The 20,658-nt window shown below is 51.2% G+C and carries 19 protein-coding genes; 9 read left to right on the top strand and 10 right to left on the bottom strand.

What is annotated here, in order from left to right:
- Window positions 1-183 precede the first annotated feature (183 nt).
- Entirely contained in the window at window positions 184-879 is a 696-nt protein-coding gene (locus R2103_RS05725) for a laminin B domain-containing protein (protein WP_317530541.1), read from the top strand.
- On the opposite strand, the gene hslU is transcribed toward R2103_RS05725, so the two are convergent.
- The 8 genes from hslU to R2103_RS05685 all read right to left on the bottom strand — a co-directional run bounded on the left by hslU (window position 880) and on the right by R2103_RS05685 (window position 7,333).
- Complete coding sequence (gene hslU, locus R2103_RS05720) at window positions 880-2,211, bottom strand: ATP-dependent protease ATPase subunit HslU (protein WP_317530540.1); 1,332 nt, start codon at window positions 2,209-2,211, stop codon at window positions 880-882.
- A gap of 93 nt (window positions 2,212-2,304) precedes the next feature.
- Window positions 2,305-2,826, bottom strand: coding sequence for an ATP-dependent protease subunit HslV (hslV, locus tag R2103_RS05715; protein WP_317530539.1), 522 nt, complete (start codon window positions 2,824-2,826; stop codon window positions 2,305-2,307).
- Between the two features lie 66 nt (window positions 2,827-2,892).
- Window positions 2,893-3,786, bottom strand: coding sequence for a tyrosine recombinase XerC (gene xerC / locus R2103_RS05710; protein WP_317530538.1), 894 nt, complete (start codon window positions 3,784-3,786; stop codon window positions 2,893-2,895).
- Complete coding sequence (locus tag R2103_RS05705) at window positions 3,770-4,480, bottom strand: DUF484 family protein (protein WP_317530537.1); 711 nt, start codon at window positions 4,478-4,480, stop codon at window positions 3,770-3,772. Before R2103_RS05705 ends, xerC begins: the two co-directional genes overlap by 17 nt.
- 14 nt (window positions 4,481-4,494) lie before the next feature.
- Complete coding sequence (dapF, locus tag R2103_RS05700; protein ID WP_317530536.1) at window positions 4,495-5,322, bottom strand: diaminopimelate epimerase; 828 nt, start codon at window positions 5,320-5,322, stop codon at window positions 4,495-4,497.
- Window positions 5,323-5,342: 20 nt separating this feature from the next.
- Window positions 5,343-5,864 (bottom strand): GNAT family N-acetyltransferase, encoded by a 522-nt coding sequence (locus R2103_RS05695; protein WP_317530535.1) that lies wholly within the window; start codon window positions 5,862-5,864, stop codon window positions 5,343-5,345.
- 73 nt (window positions 5,865-5,937) lie between these two features.
- Window positions 5,938-6,375 carry a PGPGW domain-containing protein gene (locus R2103_RS05690; protein ID WP_317530534.1) on the bottom strand — a complete coding sequence of 146 codons (438 nt, stop codon included), beginning with the start codon at window positions 6,373-6,375 and terminating at the stop codon, window positions 5,938-5,940.
- A gap of 148 nt (window positions 6,376-6,523) precedes the next feature.
- Complete coding sequence (locus R2103_RS05685) at window positions 6,524-7,333, bottom strand: methane monooxygenase/ammonia monooxygenase subunit C (RefSeq protein ID WP_317530533.1); 810 nt, start codon at window positions 7,331-7,333, stop codon at window positions 6,524-6,526.
- 376 nt (window positions 7,334-7,709) lie between these two features.
- Between R2103_RS05685 and R2103_RS05680 the strand changes: the two genes are divergently transcribed.
- The 8 genes from R2103_RS05680 to R2103_RS05645 all read left to right on the top strand — a co-directional run bounded on the left by R2103_RS05680 (window position 7,710) and on the right by R2103_RS05645 (window position 18,672).
- Entirely contained in the window at window positions 7,710-9,428 is a 1,719-nt protein-coding gene (locus tag R2103_RS05680; protein WP_317530532.1) for an OprO/OprP family phosphate-selective porin, read from the top strand.
- A 198-nt stretch (window positions 9,429-9,626) separates the two neighbouring features.
- Entirely contained in the window at window positions 9,627-10,646 is a 1,020-nt protein-coding gene (locus R2103_RS05675; protein ID WP_317530531.1) for a PstS family phosphate ABC transporter substrate-binding protein, read from the top strand.
- Window positions 10,647-10,941: 295 nt separating this feature from the next.
- Window positions 10,942-12,450: an ABC transporter permease gene (locus tag R2103_RS05670; protein WP_317530530.1), complete on the top strand. Its 1,509-nt coding sequence runs from the start codon at window positions 10,942-10,944 to the stop codon at window positions 12,448-12,450.
- The gene (locus tag R2103_RS05665; RefSeq protein ID WP_317530529.1) at window positions 12,447-14,519 is read left to right on the top strand and encodes an ABC transporter ATP-binding protein; all 2,073 of its coding nucleotides are present in this window, start codon (window positions 12,447-12,449) and stop codon (window positions 14,517-14,519) included. Before R2103_RS05670 ends, R2103_RS05665 begins: the two co-directional genes overlap by 4 nt.
- Window positions 14,509-16,119 (top strand): peptide chain release factor 3, encoded by a 1,611-nt coding sequence (locus R2103_RS05660; RefSeq protein ID WP_317530528.1) that lies wholly within the window; start codon window positions 14,509-14,511, stop codon window positions 16,117-16,119. Before R2103_RS05665 ends, R2103_RS05660 begins: the two co-directional genes overlap by 11 nt.
- A 3-nt stretch (window positions 16,120-16,122) precedes the next feature.
- Complete coding sequence (locus R2103_RS05655) at window positions 16,123-17,190, top strand: hypothetical protein (protein WP_317530527.1); 1,068 nt, start codon at window positions 16,123-16,125, stop codon at window positions 17,188-17,190.
- The gene (locus R2103_RS05650; RefSeq protein ID WP_317530526.1) at window positions 17,187-18,053 is read left to right on the top strand and encodes a YicC/YloC family endoribonuclease; all 867 of its coding nucleotides are present in this window, start codon (window positions 17,187-17,189) and stop codon (window positions 18,051-18,053) included. Before R2103_RS05655 ends, R2103_RS05650 begins: the two co-directional genes overlap by 4 nt.
- A 184-nt stretch (window positions 18,054-18,237) precedes the next feature.
- Window positions 18,238-18,672, top strand: coding sequence for an HNH endonuclease domain-containing protein (locus R2103_RS05645; protein WP_317530525.1), 435 nt, complete (start codon window positions 18,238-18,240; stop codon window positions 18,670-18,672).
- 65 nt (window positions 18,673-18,737) lie between these two features.
- Here R2103_RS05645 and ald read toward each other — a convergent pair whose 3' ends face one another.
- Both ald and R2103_RS05635 read right to left on the bottom strand, forming a co-directional pair.
- Window positions 18,738-19,856: an alanine dehydrogenase gene (gene ald / locus R2103_RS05640; RefSeq protein WP_317530524.1), complete on the bottom strand. Its 1,119-nt coding sequence runs from the start codon at window positions 19,854-19,856 to the stop codon at window positions 18,738-18,740.
- A gap of 22 nt (window positions 19,857-19,878) precedes the next feature.
- Entirely contained in the window at window positions 19,879-20,619 is a 741-nt protein-coding gene (locus R2103_RS05635; protein ID WP_317530523.1) for an SDR family oxidoreductase, read from the bottom strand.
- Window positions 20,620-20,658 lie beyond the last annotated feature (39 nt).

The raw sequence follows: 20,658 nt of genomic DNA, 5'->3' as shown, positions 1-20,658 counted from the left end.
GTTGGATAAGCATCCATGCTGCCCCGGTATCCGTACCTCTCAATATGCAGCTGAGTCGAAACTGTTATTCAGGCCGATTCTACAATAATGACTTTATCTATTTGACAAAATGAGAGAATCCAAACTATATTCACTTCAGCTTTAGGACACTTTCAGCTTCAACCCTACCCAAGGAGAATATTTATGATCCGTTCTGTCATTTCTGTTGCTTGCTGTTTGACTATTCTGAGTTATTCCACGATCGCCGCCAGCTCACTCGTATCCAGCACTTTCGATAGCGATGCTGATGGCTGGAGCGGACTCACAACGGATGGCTCTCCTTCCTGGTCGGTCATCACCAGCGGTTTAACGCCCACACACAGCGCAGACGGCGTACCCGCCGGTTCCATTACGCTTGCCGATCCCGATTCGCAATGGACATATTTTAGCGCCCCCGGCAAATTCCTCGGCGATCAGAGCGCTGCTTTTGGCGGCAGCCTTCAATTCGATAGCCGGTATGTGGTTGCGGGCACGAGTTACGCCAATGAAGCCGAAATTGTCTTAAAAGGCGCCGGACTGACGCTGGTTTATGAAGCCACCAACAGCTTGCCAGCCGCTTGGACGCATTTCGATGCTGCGCTCACAGCCGGTACTTGGCGGGTTGCCGATACTTTTTCCGGAGCTTTGGCCACCGATGCGCAATTGCTCGCTGTTCTTTCCAACCTGAATGCACTTTGGATCAATGCCGAGCACTTTACACCGGTGATGGAAGTCATTGCTCTGGACAATGTCAGTCTCCTGACACCGGTACCCGAGCCCGAGATCTACACAATGTTGCTTGCCGGATTCGGGTTGCTCGGTTTTGCTGCCTACCGCAGAAAAACGCTGCAAGCAGCGTAATTACAACACGTAGCGCGCCAAGTCTTCGCTTTGCGATAAGTCTTTAAGGCGCTGATCAACATACGCTGCATCAATCACAATCGTCTTTCCGCTGTGTTTTGGTGCATCGTACGAGATGTCTTCCAGCAGTTTCTCCATCACCGTATGCAACCGTCTGGCACCGATGTTTTCCGTTTTACTGTTCACGGAAAAGGCTATTTCAGCCAAGCGTTTGATTGCATCTTCGCCGAACTGCAATGTAACGCCTTCCGTGGCCAGTAGCGCTTCGTATTGACGGGTCAGACAGGCATCGGTATTGGTGAGTATCTGCTCAAAATCACTGACACTCAGACTGGTCAACTCAACGCGAATCGGGAAACGCCCCTGCAACTCAGGAATTAAATCGGAAGGTTTGGACATATGAAATGCGCCGCTGGCCACAAACAGGATATGATCGGTTTTGATCATGCCGTATTTGGTTGAAACGGTCGTGCCTTCAACCAGAGGCAGCAAATCGCGCTGCACCCCCTGGCGGGAAACATCGCCGCCGGTATGCCCTGCACGGCTGGCAATTTTGTCTATTTCATCGAGAAACACGATGCCGTTCTGTTCCACATTCTGGATCGCCGTCAACTTCAATTCTTCATCGTTCACCATTTTCGCCGCTTCTTCTTCGAGAAGAATCTTCCTCGCTTCACGGATTGTCAGCTTCCGGGTTTTCTTGCGTTCCCCGGTCATATTCTGGAACATACCTTGAATTTGCGAGGTCAAATCCTCCATTCCCGGTGGCGCGAAAATTTCCATATTGGCGCGCGGCGCGGCGACTTCGATTTCGATCTCTTTATCGTCCAGCTCACCTTCGCGTAATTTCTTGCGGAATTTCTGCCGCGTCGCGTTATCCTGATCTTCTATATTCGAATGAACACCAAAATCTCTGGCAACGGGCAATAAAGCATCAAGAATCCGGTCTTCAGCCCGGTCTTCAGCCAGCGGCTGCTTTTTGCGGGTTTCATTTTCGCGTGATTCCTTAACAGCGGTTTCCGCCAAATCGCGGATGATCGAATCGACATCGCGCCCGACATAGCCGACTTCGGTGAATTTGGTCGCTTCAATTTTGATGAAAGGCGCGTTTGCAAGCTTTGCCAGACGCCGCGCAATCTCGGTTTTACCGACCCCGGTCGGACCAATCATCAGAATATTTTTCGGCGTGATTTCCTGACGCAGCGGATCGGCAACTTGCTGCCTGCGCCAGCGATTTCTCAAGGCAATGGCGACGGCACGCTTGGCTGCATCCTGGCCAATAATATGTTTGTCCAACTCATGGACAATTTCCTGCGGGGTCATTTGTGACATGATTTTAAATTCTGTGATAGGTGTGATGTAAATAGAGTATCGAATACCGTTCCGGTGTGGATTGTTACAACGGTATTGCGCGATTACCGGATATCAATCAATGGTTTCTATAATATGATCCTGGTTGGTATAAATGCAGATATCGCCAGCAATGGTAAGGGCTTTTTTCACGATATCGTGCGGCGGCAAATCGGTATTTTCCAAAAGCGCGCGCGCTGCTGCCAATGCATACGATCCGCCGCTGCCGATGGCGGCAATACCCAGCTCCGGCTCAATAATATCGCCCGCACCGGTGACAATCAGCGTGGCGTCTTCGTTAGCAACCACCAGCATGGCTTCTAACCGGCGTAAAATCCGGTCGGTGCGCCAATCCTTGGCGAGTTCAACCGCGGCACGCATGATATGTCCATGATGCGCTTCCAATTTACCCTCAAAGCGCTCAAATAATGTGAATGCATCCGCAGTGCCACCGGCAAATCCCGCCAGAATTTTATCGTGATAGAGTCTGCGCACTTTACGCGCGCTGGATTTGGCCACCACCGCCCCCAGCGTTACCTGACCATCCCCACCGAGAGCCACTTGACGTCCGCGTCTTACTGAAACAATTGTTGTCATGGAATTCGTTTAATTCGTTACAAAATCGCATTATAACGTATAAAACCGGGCTGATTCCGGTAGAAGTCAATTCCGTTTTTTTGCGCGCGGATGCGCAGTATCGTAAATCTTGGTCAGATGCTGAAAATCGAGATGGGTGTAAACCTGAGTAGAGGTGATATGCGCATGTCCCAGCATTTCCTGCACAGCACGCAGATCGCCGCTGGATTGCAATAAATGGGACGCAAAGGAGTGCCGCAAGATATGCGGATGCACATTCTGGTTTATGCCTTGCTGCCTGGCCCTGCCCTTGAGACGATGACTGATGGTGCGCATACTGATCGCATCACCATGCTGCGATAAGAATAACGCGGTTACACCCGGTTTGACGATCTGTGCCCGTTGAACAAGCCATGCTTTCAACGCTTGCAGGGCGAAATCACCGGCTGGAACAATGCGCTCCTTTCCCCCTTTGCCGCGCACTTTCACGGTTCCTTCGGCAAAATCTATGGCCGCCAGCTTAAGCTGGGCCAATTCCGCCAACCTCAACCCGGAGGAATAAAACAATTCGAACATCGCACTATCGCGCACCGTCAAAATATGATCCGCCGAAAACGTCAGCAGCCGGACAGTTTCATCAGGAGACAGCGCATTGGGTAATTTTTGCGGTGACTTGGGAACCCGCAAACCAATACAGGGATTATGCTGATAGCCGTGACTACGGATTAAATAGCGGTAAAAGCTGCGCCAGGCCGATAACATGCGCGCCAGACTTCTACCCGACAAGCCTTTGCCATGCAGCTGCGCTATGACTTGGCGAATATGCGGCGCTTGCACCTGCGCTAAGTCATCTTTTTGCAGATGACTGAACAGAAGACGAATATCCCGGGCATAACTGTCGGCGGTCAGCGGCGACAAGCGCCGCTCATGCGTGAGGTGATGAATAAATGCAGCGGCCAGTGACTCAGGTTTGCTGCTCATGAGCGGCATGATCTTGAGAAGCGATAGCACTAGCGGCTTCGGCGTGGTCGTAACGGGTTATCGTTGTACACACCAGCTCACCCAGCCGTTTTAAATGCAACGTACCCATCTCTGGGTAAAACCGCTCGGCATCGGGACTGCCGAGAACCAGCAAACCGATAGTTTGCGTTGTTTTCATCGGAATCATCGCAAATGAATGCAGATGCTCAGCACCTTCGCCGAACCATTGCTTGATTTCGTTCGCGACATGGTTACCGCAATACGGCTGCGGCAAACTTTCCGCGATGGTGCGCACATCGTCGCTGACCGGCGTCAATTCAACAGCCGGTCCGGCGCTATTGGCAATATTCCACAGCCGCATGGCCACCAGCGGAACGGCAAAATCTTCCTTCAGACTGAAATACAATGCATTAAAAAGCTCGTCTAGACTGGAAACGGAAAGCAGTGAAATAGCCAAGCGGTGCATCTTTTCACCGATGGCATCGTTCTCTTCTCCAAAGCTGATCAACTCCAGCAATTTATCCTGCAATACGCGATTTCTTTCCCGCAATGACATGACTTGCCGTTCATTCAATGAAATGACCTTATCATCCTGCGGATGGGAAATTTGAATATCCGCCAGTAAGTCGGCGTATTCATTGAAGAATTGCGGATGCTCCTGCAAATACTGCGCGATTTCTTCCGGTTTCATCATAATTCCTTGGTTGATTACAAATTTATTTCGCCTTCAAACACAGTGACGGCGGGACCGGTCATCCAGACCGGTTCGTCGTTACCCTGCCAGCTGATCGTCAATTCACCACCGCGCGTACTGACTTTAACCCGGTGATCCAATAATCCCAGATTAATACCCGCAACAACCGCGGCACAAGCGCCCGTTCCGCATGCCAGCGTCTCACCCGCGCCACGCTCATAAACACGCAACTTGATATGCGCGCGATCCATCACTTGCAGATAACCGACATTCACGCGTTTGGGAAAACGGGGATGCGATTCGATCAGCGCGCCTTCCGCATCGACCGGTGCATTGTCCACATCCGGCACCACGCGCACGGCATGCGGATTGCCCATCGACACCGCACTGATTGTAACCGGCTGGCCTGGCAATTCAAGCGGGTAAGTCAATGCACGTCGCTCAGCGATGAAAGGAATTGCTTCCGGTTCAAAAATGGGTTTTCCCATGTTGACGGTGACATTCCCGCTGACTTCCAAGTGTGGCGATATTACGCCACTGAGGGTTTCGATGCGAATTTCATTTTTTTGTGTCAGACCATGATCATGCACGTAGCGAACGAAGCAGCGCGCACCGTTGCCGCATTGCTCCACTTCTCCGCCATCGGCATTGAAGATGCGATAGCGAAAATCAGCTTGACCCTCGGCTTTTTCAACCAGCAATAACTGATCGCAACCGATGCCGAAATGGCGATCTGCCAATTTGCGGATTTGCTCCCGGTCGAGCGTAATAGCTTGGTTGATACCATCCAGAACGACAAAGTCGTTACCCAAGCCCTGCATTTTGGTGAATTTCAGTTTCATAGCTCAATCCGCCAAGCGGTTTAATTTCTCCAGGTCATCAAATAATCATTCATGACAAAACCATTGCCGATATCAACAATACTATCACCTGTAATTTCAAATCCATAATGCCGATACGCCGAAATCGCGGTGCGGTTATCTTTGTTGACGGTCAGAATCAGCGATTGCAGATTATTTTCCCGCATAATTTGAATCGCGTTTTTAATCAGCATAGCACCATAGCCTTTACGGTGATGGTCATGATGGATATAGAGTTTGTCTATTTTAAGCTCACCTGGCTTATTTGTAAGCATGCAACATGAGAAACCGATGATCGCCTCGTTCAAAATCAGCTTCCGCCACCAGATGGCCGGATTCAACAGTTGCTTCTTGATCAATTCCGGCTGGTAACGCTGCTGCAGCATATATTCGATTTGTTCTGTTGAAATAATATGGGCATAGTGATGCCGCCAGATCGTTTCAGCCAATGCCGAAATGGCATCCGCATCCCCTGTCGTCAAGGGCAATATTTCCGGCTGCTCGATATTTTTGTCTATTCTCATCTCAAACGGTTAATGCATTGCTTACAGCGTGATGAACAGGCCATCAGAATGGCCTGAGTATCCCAAAATTATTTTACTTTTTGGGAGATAAGGCTAGCGTGAGTGGCGGTTTATTGAATTTATGACGCATGGCATTGATGGCGTTAAATACTGTGGGTTGTCCGACAATTCGGACTTCAAACTCACGCTTGTAAGGAATATCCATAAAAGAAATACCGATCAGCATCGTCAGTATCCCTTGCCCAGGCAAAAATAGCATCAAGATACCTGCAATTAGAAATACTGCACCGGCAATATTTTTGACGATTAATCCAATCACCCTCAATACAGGGTGGTGCTCTCTCATCCAGTGACGGGGAACGCGCAAATCGAAATAGTCACTCGGTAACCGGATCAGAATCCATGGAATTGCAATCAAAGAACCGATGAAGCCAATGATTGAAGCGATCGAGAGCGCGATCAATGTTTCGGTCGATATCCATTGTTGAATAGGGGTTGTCAAATCTTCCATGATGTAAGAATACAGATATGCCGAATGAAATTATTCAAACCAACCGGAAGATTGATCCGCTGCAAATGAGTAAAGAAGACGCTGGGCAGAACTAAACCCGTTGCCAGAGTTCAGGCAACGGGTTTAGTTTACAGTAACAGAGAATGGATCAAGGAACGATCCGGTTGTTCAGAATTTCTTTGCTTTGACCATTCCAGATCACATCGGTCAGATTGGAGTAACGGGTGATGATTTGTGCTGCAATACCACCCGAGAATAAACCTGCCCAGCCCAGAATTACAAAGCCCCAGTGCAGTGGCGCGCTGAACAGTTCTTCCATGAACCAGAATGCGTGACCCCATTCGTTCAAACCTACGTTTGGCAGAATCATCAGCGGGCCTGCAATTGCCATCACCAGCGGGAACGATGTGCCGCGGCTGTACAGTGGCAGACGGGTCATCGCGTACAGGTATGATGCTACGCCACATACGATGTACATCGGGAATGAACCATAGAACACCACCACGTGACTTGGGGTAAAGCTGGTGTCACGAATAATCACTTGGTGCCAGGATGCGTCTTGTTCGGTGAAGAAGCTGCCGCCCCAGTAAACACCAAACAGATACACGCCCAGCCACATCATCCAGTAGAAGTAGCGTTTCACTTCCAGTTTCGGATCGAGATTGTCCAGTTGCTCTTTGGTATCACGGGTTTTCAATATCCAACCCCAGGTTACTAACGCAAACAAAGGCATCAGGGTCATGTGTACACGCCACAGTCCCATCCATACTTTGTCAAATTCCGGTTCCATCGAATCCATACCGTGTGAGTATGCAAACGTTCTTTGGTACCAGATCCAGAATATCGCAACCAGCAGCATGGTTAACATGCCCAGTTTGTAGTATTTTGAGTCATACCACAGCGACATATCATAGTCAGCACTTGATGCATTGCTACTCGTGCCATAAGTTGTTGCCATTTTATTTTCCTCCTATTAAATAATAATAAGTCAGTTAGTTAGTTAATAGAATTAGGCGTTTAACAAGAGAAATTATATTCCCCTGTTAAGCACTTGGTTAGACAGGTGCTCTCGTCATGAAAGTTCCCGTCAATTCAAGAAAGTCAAACTATGCATTACGCAACGTCATTGTTACTTTTGCGTTGAATGCATCCGGTATTTTAGGAATTAATAATTACTATTTCAAGTAGTTAACCTGCCAGCACTGCTATTCCGGATAACAGGCTGTGTCATAAAAGCGTAAAAAAAATGTAACTGTCATAAAACTGTAACATTGATTCTATATAACGGTTGCCACCGTAGATGACTCACTTTCTCAACCCTGGATCAACGACAGATGATGAAATTATTCAGACTTACCCTGGCAACCACCGCGTTAATCAATTTAGGTGTTCTATCCAGCGCCTATGCACTCGATTTATATGTCGATACAAAAACCAAGCAAATTTTTGCGGAACCCGGTCCCGGCCGTGTTCATATGGGCACCTATGAAAAATCAGAGAAATCGGCCAAAACAAAGGCTCCCCAAAGCGTATTGGCAGCGCCTGCACAAACTCCAACCCATGAGGACCGGACAGCGGAAACGGAGAATAAACCTGCGGGTGACCGCTTGGTAAGATTGCGTGAAAAGGCTGAGAAAGAGCAACTTAAGAATCAAGTCTCGGTACTCGAAGAACGCGTCAAGGAAGTTGAAAAAATACACGGGAATTTTGATGACCGCGGCTTACATTGGTCAACCAAGGATGGCAATTTCTCGGTATCGATGAATGGACGGATTCAACCAGCCTCGCAATACAATTTTATCAATGACCCTGACCCCGCTTTCGGAGCGAGTACCGCAAACGAATTGAATAGCGGCATGAATATCCGCCGTGCGCGTTTGGGCATTGAGGGCACTTTTTACAAAATCTGGGATTACAAGTTCGAATACGACTTCAGCCGAGGCAATGGTACTGTCGGATCGGGAATTACTGATGCGTTCGTGCGTTTGAACCATACCGATGCGCTCTCTTACAAACTGGGTTCGTTCAAGGAGCCGTTCAGCTTGGAAGAAGCTGCCAGCAACCGCTATCTGACTTTTATCGAACGGCATATGTCCGTCAATTCGTTCGTCGATAATCCCAACACCTATAAAACCGGTATCGGCGCCAATTACGCGGTTAAGAGATTTCAAACCGGTATTGCATTCCAAACCGAGCCCATCGGCGGATGGTCTTCCGCATCGACTTCCGTCAATGCCAACGGCAATCAGAATCGTAACAATGGCTCCGGCGACACCGGCTGGCAAGGTATTGGCCGTGTCAGCGGCAGACCTTGGATGATTGATGACACCAAGTTTTTCCATGTCGGTGTTTCTGCCGGACATACCGATGTCAACACACAATATCGCGCCGATGGCACCATGGTCGGAGAAGGCCAGATCGGTGGCGGCGGCGGTATGTCATTCTTCGCCTTTCCGGGAACCAACGTGGACCGCACCAATATCCTGAATACCGGTAATCTGAGCACCGGTGCGTTGAGTGATCCGAATCGCCGTCAAGTCACCAGTTATGATCGCTACGGAGCGGAAAGCTGGTTTGTCTACGGCCCATTCTCGGCGCAAGCTGAATATTTGCGCACCAATATCAACGGTGTCGGTTATGACAGCGAACACCTAACCGGTTATTATGGCTTTGTAAGCTATTTCCTGACCGGTGAGTCGAAGGCCTATCACGTCAGAAACGGCGCGGCAAACCGCATCAAGCCTAACCGGCCCTTTCATTGGAACGGCACCGGCTGGGGCGCATGGGAAGTCGCATTCGGCTATGATTACATTGACATGAATTCCGGTGTCATCAAAGGAGGCCGCGCCAACATGGTCAGATTCGGTTTAAATTGGTACCCGCATTCCAATGTTAAGTTTCAGGCCAATGTCATCCATATGCTGGATATCAACACGGCAGCAACGCCAACCACGAATACCAATGGTTACTCAGGCGGCGCCGGAGCACGTACGCATGGATGGAATAATGGTGATCTGAGCGCATTCCTGACACAGTGGACGATTGATTTCTAAAAATCCGCCACTGAGAAGTTGAGCAAAAATCGAGTGTTCAGTGTGATTTTCTGAATGCTCGATTTTAAAAAGCCTGCAATCCATCAATGCTTAAGCTTTTACCAGCATGACATGATTGGAAAACATGCGTTAACATTTTCGTGCGCGGCATTTTGAATGCCGTCATTTACGCCGCATCATCTCAAACAGGAGAATGAAATGTCGCAACCTCATACCTTCAAGCAACTCACTGTAGCAATTTCATTGGCAATACTGACTGGCTCCGCCAGTGTTGCCAATGCACAAGCGGTCATTAAAATAGACGGCTCCAGCACCGTCTATCCGATCACCCAAGCCGTAGCAGACAATTTCCAAGCCGTAAAAAAGAACGCGATTAACGTTACGGTCGGTATTTCCGGCAGCGGTGGCGGCTTCAAGAAATTTTGCCGTGGTGAGATTGATATCGTGAATGCTTCCCGCCCGATTCTGAATAGTGAAATGAAAGATTGTAAAAGCGCCCGCGTGCAATATGTCGAAATACCCGTGGCGTTTGATGCGCTGACGGTGGCGATAAACCCGGAAAACTCCTGGAGCACGTCAATGACTGTCGCGCAGTTGAAGAAAATCTGGGAACCGGCGGCACAAGGTAAAATCACCCAATGGAATCAAATCAACCCGGCATGGCCGGATGAAGCGATGAAGTTATCCGGCGCTGACGAGGATTCCGGCACCTATGATTACTTCACCGAGGCCATTGTCGGCAAAGCCAAATCCAGCCGTCATGATTTCACCGAATCCGATAATGACAATGTGCTGGTGAATCATGTGGCGGGTAACAAAAACAGCTTAGCGTTTTTTGGCTTCGCCTATTACATCGAAAATCAGGACAAAGTAACCGCCGTTGCAATCGACAGCGGCAAAGGTGCGATTCTCCCTTCTGTCGAAACCGTGGAAAATGGCAGCTATCAACCGCTATCCCGCCCGGTTTTTATTTATGTCAATATCAAAGCGGCTGAAAAACCCGAGGTCAAGGCATTTGTAGAGTTTTATATGAAGAATGCGCTTCTACTGGTCAAAGAAGTTAAGTTCTTCCCTCTTCCACCCAGAGCTTATGCCACCATGCTGGAACACTTCAACAATAAACGGGTGGGTTCGGTATTTAGCGGCAAACCGGCTATCGGTCTTACAATTGACGAGCTGATCAGGCGTGAAGACCGATTGCAATACGAGAATTTCTAACCAGCAGTATTTCTAAAAAATATTTTTCACAGCAACAATACATCCTTTACACAACAGCTCCGGATAGAGGCCTTACGGAGAAACTCTCCCGGGCTGTTGCTTCCTTTTTCATCCGCGGATTTTCTATCATCGCGCGACCTTAACCGTTATCGATGTTAGACTGTATCCTGCCTTAATACATTGATCGGTTTACCGGTATTGATAAATTTTCAAAAAATCCCAGCATTCATTTATGATATGAATGATTATGTGTAATTAAACCGGCCTCATCGCCGCAGAGCCATCCATCCTGACCATGTCTTTTAGCCCGATTATTTTGTGGACCGATGCGCTGATCTATTTGTTTGTCGCCATTGTATTCTTTATCGTTTGGTATATCCGCCGCCATGAACATCTGCTGGCGCAATGGAAGCGCGTGGGACATAGCGCCAGCGGCATGTCAGCGCTCACCGTGCTGATCTTTTTCCTGGCGGTTGGCTTATTGGACACGGTGCATTTCCGCCCCGCGCTGGATCACAAGAACAATCAGGGCGAGACGATTTATAGCGTCGAAGTGCTGAGTCTGCTGGATGTACTGGTAGCACCGTTACGCACGCAAGTCGAGAAAACCTACTCCGCACCGCTGGCAGCGCATTTGTATGCCAAAGAAACCATTGAGCAGGATGGCAAGCAAGTGCGGACTTTCGCCCGGCTCCAGTTTGGCGGCGCGCATTTGCAAGATCCTGACAAGGAACACAGCGCCGATATCACGCAGCTTGCGCTAAAAGGCTTGGCCTGCGGTTTGCTAATCTGGAGCATACTGTCCATTGGCTTAATCGCCCGGCTTTCCTATCGCAACCGGCAGAATTTTGCGCCATGCCTAATGGCCATCTGGCGCCGCAACACCGAAATTCCCTGGCGCGCTATCTTGATCACCCTACTCATTCTGTTGCTCATCATCGGCTGCATCACTGCATTGGCCGGGCATTATCATGTGCTGGGCACCGACAAGGTCGGGCAGGATATTTTATATCAATCGCTCAAAAGCATACGCGTCGCGCTGGTGATCGGCACGCTAACCACGCTCATTATGCTGCCGTTCGCATTATTGCTGGGCATTATGGCGGGCTATTTCCGCGGCTGGGTCGATGATGTCATTCAGTATATTTATACGACGCTAAACTCCATCCCCAGCGTTTTACTGATCGCCGCCGCGGTATTGATGATGCAGGTGTATATCGAAACCCACCCGGAATTATTCGACACCATTGCATCGCGCGCCGATCTGCGGCTGCTGTTTCTCTGCATGATCCTGGGTATCACCAGCTGGACCGGATTGTGCCGGTTGTTGCGTGGTGAAACGTTGAAACTGCGCGAACTGGAATATATCCAGGCGGCGCATGCATTCGGCGTTTCGCATTGGCGCGTCATCAGCCGCCACATTTTGCCGAACGTGATGCATATCGTGCTAATCGCCACGGTGATGGATTTCAGCGGCTTGGTGCTGGCCGAAGCGGTGTTGTCGTATGTCGGTGTCGGTGTCGATCCGTCGATGATCAGTTTCGGCACCATGATCAATGCAGCGCGGCTGGAAATGGCGCGTGAACCGATGGTGTGGTGGGCTTTGCTGGCGGCATTCAGTTTCATGTTTACCCTGGTGCTGAGCGCCAACTTGTTTGCCGATGCGGTCCAGAATGCATTGGATCCACGCATCCGGACATTACGGCAACGCACGGTACTCTCGCGTTTTGGCAAAAAAGAAAAAAGTGTGAAAGACAACGCACCCGAAGCAACCGCAGCGGCAAAATCTTCTTCTCATCCATGAATACCTTGCTGGAAATAGAAAATCTCGAAACCGTGCTGCATACCGGCGATGCGCCGATACGCGCCGTCGATGGTTTGACCCTGACCATTTCACCCGGGGAAACATTTGCGCTATTGGGTGAATCCGGTTGCGGCAAATCGATGACGGCGCTATCGATCATGCGCTTGCTGCCGGATGTTGGTGAAATCGTTGGCGGAAAAATCAGCATCGGCGGCACGGATTTGCTGCAATTGCCCGAAACCGGCATGCGTAAAATCCGCGGCAAGCGCATCAGCATGATTTTTCAGGAACCGATGCTCAGTCTCAATCCGGTTCTGACCATCGCCGAACAAATTGCAGAAGTGCTACAGCAGCATTTGAATTTATCGCACGAAGCCATGCAAGCACGCATCCGGGAATTGCTGGAACAAGTCGGCATACCCGATGCGGAACGCCGCATGCACGAGTATCCGTTTCAGTTTTCCGGCGGCATGAAGCAACGCGTCATGATCGCGATGGCGCTCGCCGGTGAACCGGAACTGCTGATTGCCGATGAGCCGACCACCGCCCTGGATGTCACGATACAAGCACAAGTGCTCGATCTGATGCGATACATCCAGCAGCAGAAAGGCATGGCCATTTTACTGATTACGCACGATCTAGGCGTGGTGGCGGAAATGGCGCAACGCGTCGCGGTGATGTACGCGGGAGAAATTGTCGAGCTGGCAACCCGGCACGATTTTTTTCATCACCCGCGCCACCCCTATTCGCAGCAATTATTCGCCGCATTGCCCGGAAAACAGAAACGCAATCAGGCATTAACCGTCATTCAAGGCAATGTGCCGTCACTGGCGCAGCAATTTACCGGGTGCCGGTTTGTAGACCGCTGCAACCAAGCACTAGCGCAGTGCCGCGATACCATTCCGCAATGGCACACGATTTCCGGTCAACATCAGGTTCGCTGTCATTTATACCGCAACAACAACGATCAAGCGCCCTCCGTTGCCAACACAGCATCACAGGAAACCGCGCATGTAATGCCATCGACTCCGCTGGCAACAGACGAAGTGCTGTTGCAGGTCACTGACCTGAAAGTACATTTCCCGATTCGTAAAGGCTTGTTCAAACGTGTCGTGGGTCATGTCAAAGCAGTCGACGGCGTGTCGTTGAAAATTGCCGCAGGCAAGACGCTGGCGCTGGTGGGCGAATCCGGTTGCGGCAAGACCACGATCGGCAAAAGCATTCTGCAATTGATTCAGCCCACGGCAGGCAGCGTGCGTTTCAAGCAACAGGAATTGAACGGGTTGAGGCGCAGTCAATTGCGGCCGGTACGTTCGCAGCTTCAGATCATTTTTCAGGATCCTTATGCTTCCTTGAATCCGCGCATGCGCATCATTGAAATTCTGCAAGAAGGTATCAATGCCTTAAAAACCTATCAAACCGGTTACCCTGGCAACGATACGGCTGCATCCGCCCAATCCCGGGAAGATGAAATCGATGCATTATTGCAACGTGTCGGTCTGCCTGCTGAGGTAAAATGGCGCTTTCCGCATGAATTTTCCGGCGGACAACGGCAACGCATCGCAATTGCCCGTGCCTTGGCGGTCAATCCAAAATTGCTGATTTGCGATGAACCGACCAGCGCCCTGGATGTTTCGGTTCAGGCGCAGATTCTGAATCTGCTCAAATCGCTGCAAAATAATTTAGGACTTGCATTTTTGTTTATTACCCACAATATCGCGGTTGTCGAGTATCTGGCCGATGAAGTGGCGGTGATGTATCTGGGGCGTATCGTTGAACACGGGCGTATCGACGAGGTGATGAATAACCCCAAGCACCCATACACGCAAGCGTTGTTATCGTCGGTTCCGCACATCGAAGCGGATCCAGCGCGGCACATCATTCCGCTCATGGGAGATTTGCCATCGCCAGCGGCACCACCGGCGGGCTGTCATTTTAATCCGCGTTGCGCGCATGCCATGCCGGTTTGCCGTGCAGCCTACCCGCCAGCCAGCTCGTTCAGCGCCACGCATACCACGCATTGTTATCTTTATTCACAGGAACACAGAACTACCGATTATGAGCATTGATCAAGAAGTATCGCGGCGCCGCACGTTCGCCATTATTTCCCACCCGGATGCGGGTAAAACAACGTTGACGGAAAAATTGCTGATGTACGCCGGCGCGATTCACATCGCGGGTAGTGTCAAAGCGCGCAAGGCCAGCCGCCACGCCACCTCGGACTGGATGGAAATCGAGAAGCAGCGCGGCATTTCGGTGGCCAGTTCGGTCATGCAAATGGAATACCGCGATTGCGTCATCAATCTGCTCGATACCCCCGGTCACCAGGATTTCTCGGAAGATACCTATCGCGTGCTGACCGCCGTCGATGCGGCATTGATGGTGATTGATGCCGCCAACGGTGTCGAAGCGCAAACACTGCGCCTGCTGGAAGTGTGCCGCGCGCGTAACACGCCGATCGTCACCTTCGTGAATAAAATGGACCGCGAAGTACGCGAACCGCTCGATCTGCTCGACGAAATCGAGCGCACGCTCGGCATGACCACCATTCCATTCACCTGGCCGGTCGGCATGGGAAAAAATTTCCACGGCGTATGCGATTTGCAAAACAATGGCATGCGCGTATTTCAGCCGGGATCGGATCGTGTCGACACAGAAAATGAGGTGATCGCCAGTTTTGACGATCCGCAAATCCAGCAACGCTTCGGCGCAGGACTATCCACCGCAATGCAGGAAATCGATTTGATCAAAGGCGCGTCCCCGCCTTTCGATCATGCAGCCTTCCTCGCCGGTAAACAAACCCCTGTTTTCTTCGGTTCGGCGATCAACAACTTCGGTGTGCGCGAAATTCTCGATGCGCTGGTCGATCTGGCGCCACCGCCGGAATCGCGCAACGCCATTCAGCGCGAAGTGCAACCGGACGAAAAGAAATTTTCCGGGATGGTGTTTAAAATCCAGGCCAACATGAATCTGGCGCACCGCGACCGTATCGCCTTCGTGCGCGTTTGCTCGGGACACTTCAAACGCGGCATGAATCTGAAAGTCGCGCGCAATGGCAAGGATATCCGCACCAGCACCGTCGTGTCCTTTTTATCGCAGCGTCGCGATATTCTGGAGGAAGCGTATCCCGGCGACATCATCGGCATACCGAATCACGGTACGCTGCAACTGGGCGATACCTTAACCGAAGGTGAAGTGCTGCAATTTACCGGCCTACCTTTTTTCGCGCCGGAAATCTTCCGCACCGTGGAAATCGCCGATCCGCTGCGCAGCAAGCAATTGAAATTGGGATTAGCGCAACTGGGTGAAGAAGGCGCGATCCAGGTGTTCCGCCCGCATTTGGGCAATATGCTGTTACTGGGCGCGGTCGGCACGCTGCAATTTGAAGTGGTCGCGCACCGCCTGCAACATGAATACGGTGTCGCGGCGCGCATCGCTTCGGCCAAATATCAATTGGCGCGTTGGATTACCTGCGACGATCCGCGTGAATTGCAGCGCTTTATCGAAGCCAATTCGCATCGCATCGCCTACGACGCCGTCGATGCGCCCACATTTTTGGCCTCGTTTGGCGCGGAACTGAGTGTCGCCGAAGAAAACTGGCCCGCCATCCGTTTTCATAAACTGCGCGAGCACGCCGGGCTGGTTTTTCAGAGCCATATGAACGGATAATAGATGCATATGACGGCATGGCTGCGGTTTTTTCTGGTATGGGCGCTCTTTACAACCGCAGCATGCGCGGACGATTCAACTCCTGTTGCTGAGAAGACTACCCGCTTTGTGGTACTGGGCGATATGCCCTACACCGATGCCGAATATGCTCTGCTGGAGCAGCCCAATGGCGCAATCGCCAAAGCCATCCGCGCATTGAACCCGCCCGTGCTGATCCACCTGGGTGATTTTAAAAAAGGCCGGTTGAGCTGCAACGACGATTTGTTTCAAGACCACTACCGCCAGATCGCGCAACTCAATCCGCATAAAACGGTATACACCCCCGGCGATAACGACTGGACCGATTGCGACCGGTTCAATATCGGCATGCGGCATGACGAGCTGGAACGTCTCGGCTATTTGCGCCAGCTCTTTTTTCATCAGGACCGGCAACACTTAACCAAGGATATTCCAGGCCTTATCCGGCAACGCGATTTCATCGAAAACGCGCAATGGAGTGTCGGTCCGGTCGCTTTCACCACGCTGCATATTCCCGGCACCAATAATGGCCGCAGGGAAATCCTGCGCAGCAACATCGACGATGCTTTGAACGAAGCGGATCGCCGCGATCATGCCAATACCGGATGGCTGCAACAACGCTTTGCCACAGCGGAATCCGCGCAAGCGGTGGTCATCGCTTTCCAAGCGGATATGTTCGACTTTGATCACGAGAAACCGGTCTGCACAGCGAGCAATCGCACCGATTGCGATGGCTTCCGCTCGCTGCGCGATCTGATCAAGCAAAAAGCCGGACAATTCAAGAAGCCAGTTCTCATTATTCACGGCGACACCGCAGCGTATTGCCTGCACCAGCCCTACCCCAGCATTCCCAATCTTTGGCGCCTGAATGCGCCGGGCGATTACAAATACATCGATGCGAGTCTGGTGGCATTCGATCCGGAAAACAAAGACACGCCCTTTACCGTAACCGGTCTGCTGGACCGAAAACCCGCTCCGGCGATCTGTGACGACAACTTACTCAGCTTATCCCGGTATGCACCCCTTCAAACTTTAAAAGCACTTTTATCATGATTGTCAGCATGACCGGCTACGCCGCCGCAACCCAAGAAATGCCGTACGGATCGTTCAATCTGGAAATCCGTTCGGTCAATAACCGCTATCTCGACATCCAGCTGCGTCTGCCGGATGATTTTCGCAAGCTGGAACCGGCTATGCGCGAACTGCTGACGAAACAACTCAGCCGCGGTAAAGTCGAATGCCGCCTGAATTTTTCCCCGTCGGCGAACACGGAAAATTCACAGCAGCTCGATCAGGCTTTGCTGGAAAAATTGCTGCAACTGGAACAAACCATCAAAACACGCCACCCCGCCGCACCTTCGTTATCGGTGGCGGAAATCCTGAAATGGCCCGGCATGCTCGGAAGCGACACGGCACCCGGCGAAGAATCCGATGAAATCGGCATGACCTTGCTGCAAACCGCATTGAATGACTTAAAAGCCGCGCGGATACGTGAAGGCGACAAACTAAAATCCGTTTTGCTGGAACGCATCAAGCAAATGCGCCAATTACTGCAATCCGCTTCCCCGCGCATCCCGGCACTGATCGCCGCCTTCGAGGAAAAACTACGTACTCGTTTAGAAGAAATTCTTGGCACACAGGAAAACGAACGCATCCACCAGGAAATCACCCTATTCGCCAGCAAAATCGACGTCGACGAAGAACTCTCACGCCTGCAAGCACATCTGGACGAAGTCGAACGCATCATCAATAAAGGCGGCGCCGTCGGCAAACAACTCGATTTCATGATGCAGGAACTACATCGCGAAGCCAACACCATCGGCTCAAAATCGGTCGATCTGGAAATTACGCGGATTTCGATGGAATTGAAGGTGATTATCGAGCAAATGCGCGAGCAGGTGCAGAATATTGAGTGATGGAGTTAACCTTCATCATGTTTGACAAAAATCCAAGTCCATGACAATCGAACACAGCTCAACGATTGAAACCGCATGCCGACTTATAACTACAAGGGATTTCGTTGGTGCGTCACACATAATTTCATCTGAATATCCTTTTTGTCCATCTCAAAATCCTGGTCGAAATTATACGCCTACTGTTATGACCAAAATTTTCTTACGAGATGGCTTCATTGATCGTTACCGAGGTACAAAACTCGTATTTCCACCGGTGCTTCGGCTCTTGTCACATTATCTGCCAGCAGAATTTCCGTATCATAAAAATGGAAAGATGAGCGAAGGACATATGGCGTATTGGGAGCTTTTCCCAACCATTGATCACATCGTGCCAGTAGCCAGAGGAGGCTCCGACTCAGAGGATAACTATGTATGCTGTTCCATGCTCACAAACAGTATTAAATCAAACTGGACTCTTGAGCAATTACAGTGGCGTCTTCTCCCAGAAGGGGATCTCACTAAATGGGACGGCTTGCTGAGTTGGTTTTTGCACCAAGCAAAAGCAGATCCCGCAGTGTTGGGAAATGCCTATATTAAGAGATGGCATGCAGCCGCTTCCAAGCTTGTACAAAAGAATTAAGACTACGGCCAGCACATAACCCATACCTGGGTGAATAGCACCTAGCAGTAATACTCATCAGACCCTTACTTAGCCAGCACTTCGATTGCAGACGTATACTTCAACCCCAAATCCCGCGCCACCGCTTCATACGTCAAACGGCCTTGATAAACATTCAGTCCATTGCGCAAATGCACGTCGTCCGTCAGTGCCTTCCGATAGCCTTTATTGGCCAGTGCCAGCACAAACGGCAAGGTGGCGTTGTTCAAGGCAAATGTGGAAGTTCTGGCAACCGCGCCGGGCATGTTGGAGACGCAGTAATGCACCACGCCATCGACGGTGAAAATCGGATTGGCCAGTGTGGTCGGTTTGGAGGTCTCGAAACAGCCGCCTTGGTCGATGGCGACGTCGACCAGCACGGCACCACGATTCATGCGGCTGACCAGTTCGCGGCTGACCAATTTAGGCGCTGCACCGCCGGGAACCAATACCGCGCCGATGACCAGGTCGGCGGTTGAAACATGCTCTTCCAGTGCATCCACCGTTGAAAAAACGGTATTGATTTTCGAGCCGTACTGAAAATCCAGTTGTTGCAAGCGGTGGATCGATTTATCCAGCACGGTGACATGCGCTTCGACGCCCATTGCAATGCGGGCGGCATTGGTGCCGACGACACCGCCGCCGATCACGACAACACGCGCAGCGGGCACACCGGACACACCGCCAAGCAACATGCCGCGACCGCCTTGATCCAGTTCCAGCGCGTGCGCCCCGGCTTGAATCGCCATGCGGCCCGCTACTTCGCTCATCGGCGCCAGCAGCGGCAAGCCGCCGAAACTGTCGGTCACGGTTTCATAAGCGATAGCGATACAGCCGGAATCCATCAAGGCTTTGGTCTGCACCGGATCGGGAGCGAGATGCAGATAGGTGAACAATACTTGTCCCTCGCGTAACAACGGCAGTTCGGATGCTTGCGGTTCTTTGACTTTGACGATCAGATCGGCCTTGGCATAAATCTCCTGCGGTGCATCCACGATCTCGGCGCCCGCGCTGCGATACTTCTCATCACTCAAATCAATTTGCATTCCGGCGTTTTTCTGCACCATAACGTGATGGCCATGAGCAACCAGTTCGCGTACCGCTGCCGGCGTCAGTCCCACACGGGATTCATGAATCTTAATTTCCTTAGGCACGCCGATACGCATTTGCTTCCCCTCTCCCTATCCGTTAAATAATTCCACCGTTGACGCCAATATTCTGTCCCGTGATCCAGCGGGCTTCATCGCTGACCAAAAACAACACCACTTGCGCAATATCATCGGTCGCGCCCAGCCTTCCCAATGCCACCATCGCGGCCATGCGTTCGATATCCGCCGGAGTTTTACCGCTGCGGAACAGTTCCGTATCGACCGGTCCGGGTGAGACGATGTTTGCAGTAATACCGCGCTTTCCCGCTTCGCGCGCAAAAATCCGCGTCAGTTGCTCAACAGCCGCTTTGGTCGCAGCATACGCGCCGTATTTAGGCAGCATCAAGCGCGTCACGGTACTGGAAATAGTGACCACGCGCCCGTGATCCGCCAGCTTTAGCGCCGCTTCGCGCAACGTATAAAAAACACTTTTGAAATTGATATCGACGATGCGATCGAATTCGTCGTCGCTGATTTCCGCGATTTCCTTGAACACCAGGATACCGGCGTTATTGACGAGAATGTCGATGTGCTGGAAACGTTCGATTGCAGCTGTGAAGAGCTGCTGCACCGCAGCCGGATCGCTGACATCGGCCTGCACCGCCAGGCATTCGCCACCGGTTGCGGTAATGGCGGCGCATACGCGGTCCGCAGCGGCTTGGTTTTGCGCATAATTGACGATGACTTTTGCGCCCGCCTTGGCTAATGTCAGCGCTATCTCCGCACCGATCCCGCGTCCCGAGCCGGTTACAATGGCGACTTTTCCTTGCAGCGTTTGCATGGTCAAATTACCGGCCGGATAGCTGCTTTTGCGTTCAAT

This window comes from Nitrosomonas sp. Is24 (assembly GCF_033063335.1).
Lineage (GTDB): Bacteria > Pseudomonadota > Gammaproteobacteria > Burkholderiales > Nitrosomonadaceae > Nitrosomonas.
The sequence above is the reverse complement of the archived record's forward strand: the minus strand, read 5'-3'. Positions and strand labels throughout refer to the sequence as shown.

Bases quoted from the DNA above. Each gene is read 5' to 3' on its own strand.
- R2103_RS05725 (WP_317530541.1), top strand. From the start codon at position 184: ATGATCCGTTCTGTCATTTCTGTTGCTTGCTGTTTGACTATTCTGAGT.
- hslU (WP_317530540.1), bottom strand. From the start codon at position 2,211: ATGTCACAAATGACCCCGCAGGAAATTGTCCATGAGTTGGACAAACAT.
- hslV (WP_317530539.1), bottom strand. From the start codon at position 2,826: ATGACAACAATTGTTTCAGTAAGACGCGGACGTCAAGTGGCTCTCGGT.
- xerC (WP_317530538.1), bottom strand. From the start codon at position 3,786: ATGAGCAGCAAACCTGAGTCACTGGCCGCTGCATTTATTCATCACCTC.
- R2103_RS05705 (WP_317530537.1), bottom strand. From the start codon at position 4,480: ATGATGAAACCGGAAGAAATCGCGCAGTATTTGCAGGAGCATCCGCAA.
- dapF (WP_317530536.1), bottom strand. From the start codon at position 5,322: ATGAAACTGAAATTCACCAAAATGCAGGGCTTGGGTAACGACTTTGTC.
- R2103_RS05695 (WP_317530535.1), bottom strand. From the start codon at position 5,864: ATGAGAATAGACAAAAATATCGAGCAGCCGGAAATATTGCCCTTGACG.
- R2103_RS05690 (WP_317530534.1), bottom strand. From the start codon at position 6,375: ATGGAAGATTTGACAACCCCTATTCAACAATGGATATCGACCGAAACA.
- R2103_RS05685 (WP_317530533.1), bottom strand. From the start codon at position 7,333: ATGGCAACAACTTATGGCACGAGTAGCAATGCATCAAGTGCTGACTAT.
- R2103_RS05680 (WP_317530532.1), top strand. From the start codon at position 7,710: ATGATGAAATTATTCAGACTTACCCTGGCAACCACCGCGTTAATCAAT.
- R2103_RS05675 (WP_317530531.1), top strand. From the start codon at position 9,627: ATGTCGCAACCTCATACCTTCAAGCAACTCACTGTAGCAATTTCATTG.
- R2103_RS05670 (WP_317530530.1), top strand. From the start codon at position 10,942: ATGTCTTTTAGCCCGATTATTTTGTGGACCGATGCGCTGATCTATTTG.
- R2103_RS05665 (WP_317530529.1), top strand. From the start codon at position 12,447: ATGAATACCTTGCTGGAAATAGAAAATCTCGAAACCGTGCTGCATACC.
- R2103_RS05660 (WP_317530528.1), top strand. From the start codon at position 14,509: ATGAGCATTGATCAAGAAGTATCGCGGCGCCGCACGTTCGCCATTATT.
- R2103_RS05655 (WP_317530527.1), top strand. From the start codon at position 16,123: ATGCATATGACGGCATGGCTGCGGTTTTTTCTGGTATGGGCGCTCTTT.
- R2103_RS05650 (WP_317530526.1), top strand. From the start codon at position 17,187: ATGATTGTCAGCATGACCGGCTACGCCGCCGCAACCCAAGAAATGCCG.
- R2103_RS05645 (WP_317530525.1), top strand. From the start codon at position 18,238: ATGACCAAAATTTTCTTACGAGATGGCTTCATTGATCGTTACCGAGGT.
- ald (WP_317530524.1), bottom strand. From the start codon at position 19,856: ATGCGTATCGGCGTGCCTAAGGAAATTAAGATTCATGAATCCCGTGTG.
- R2103_RS05635 (WP_317530523.1), bottom strand. From the start codon at position 20,619: ATGCAAACGCTGCAAGGAAAAGTCGCCATTGTAACCGGCTCGGGACGC.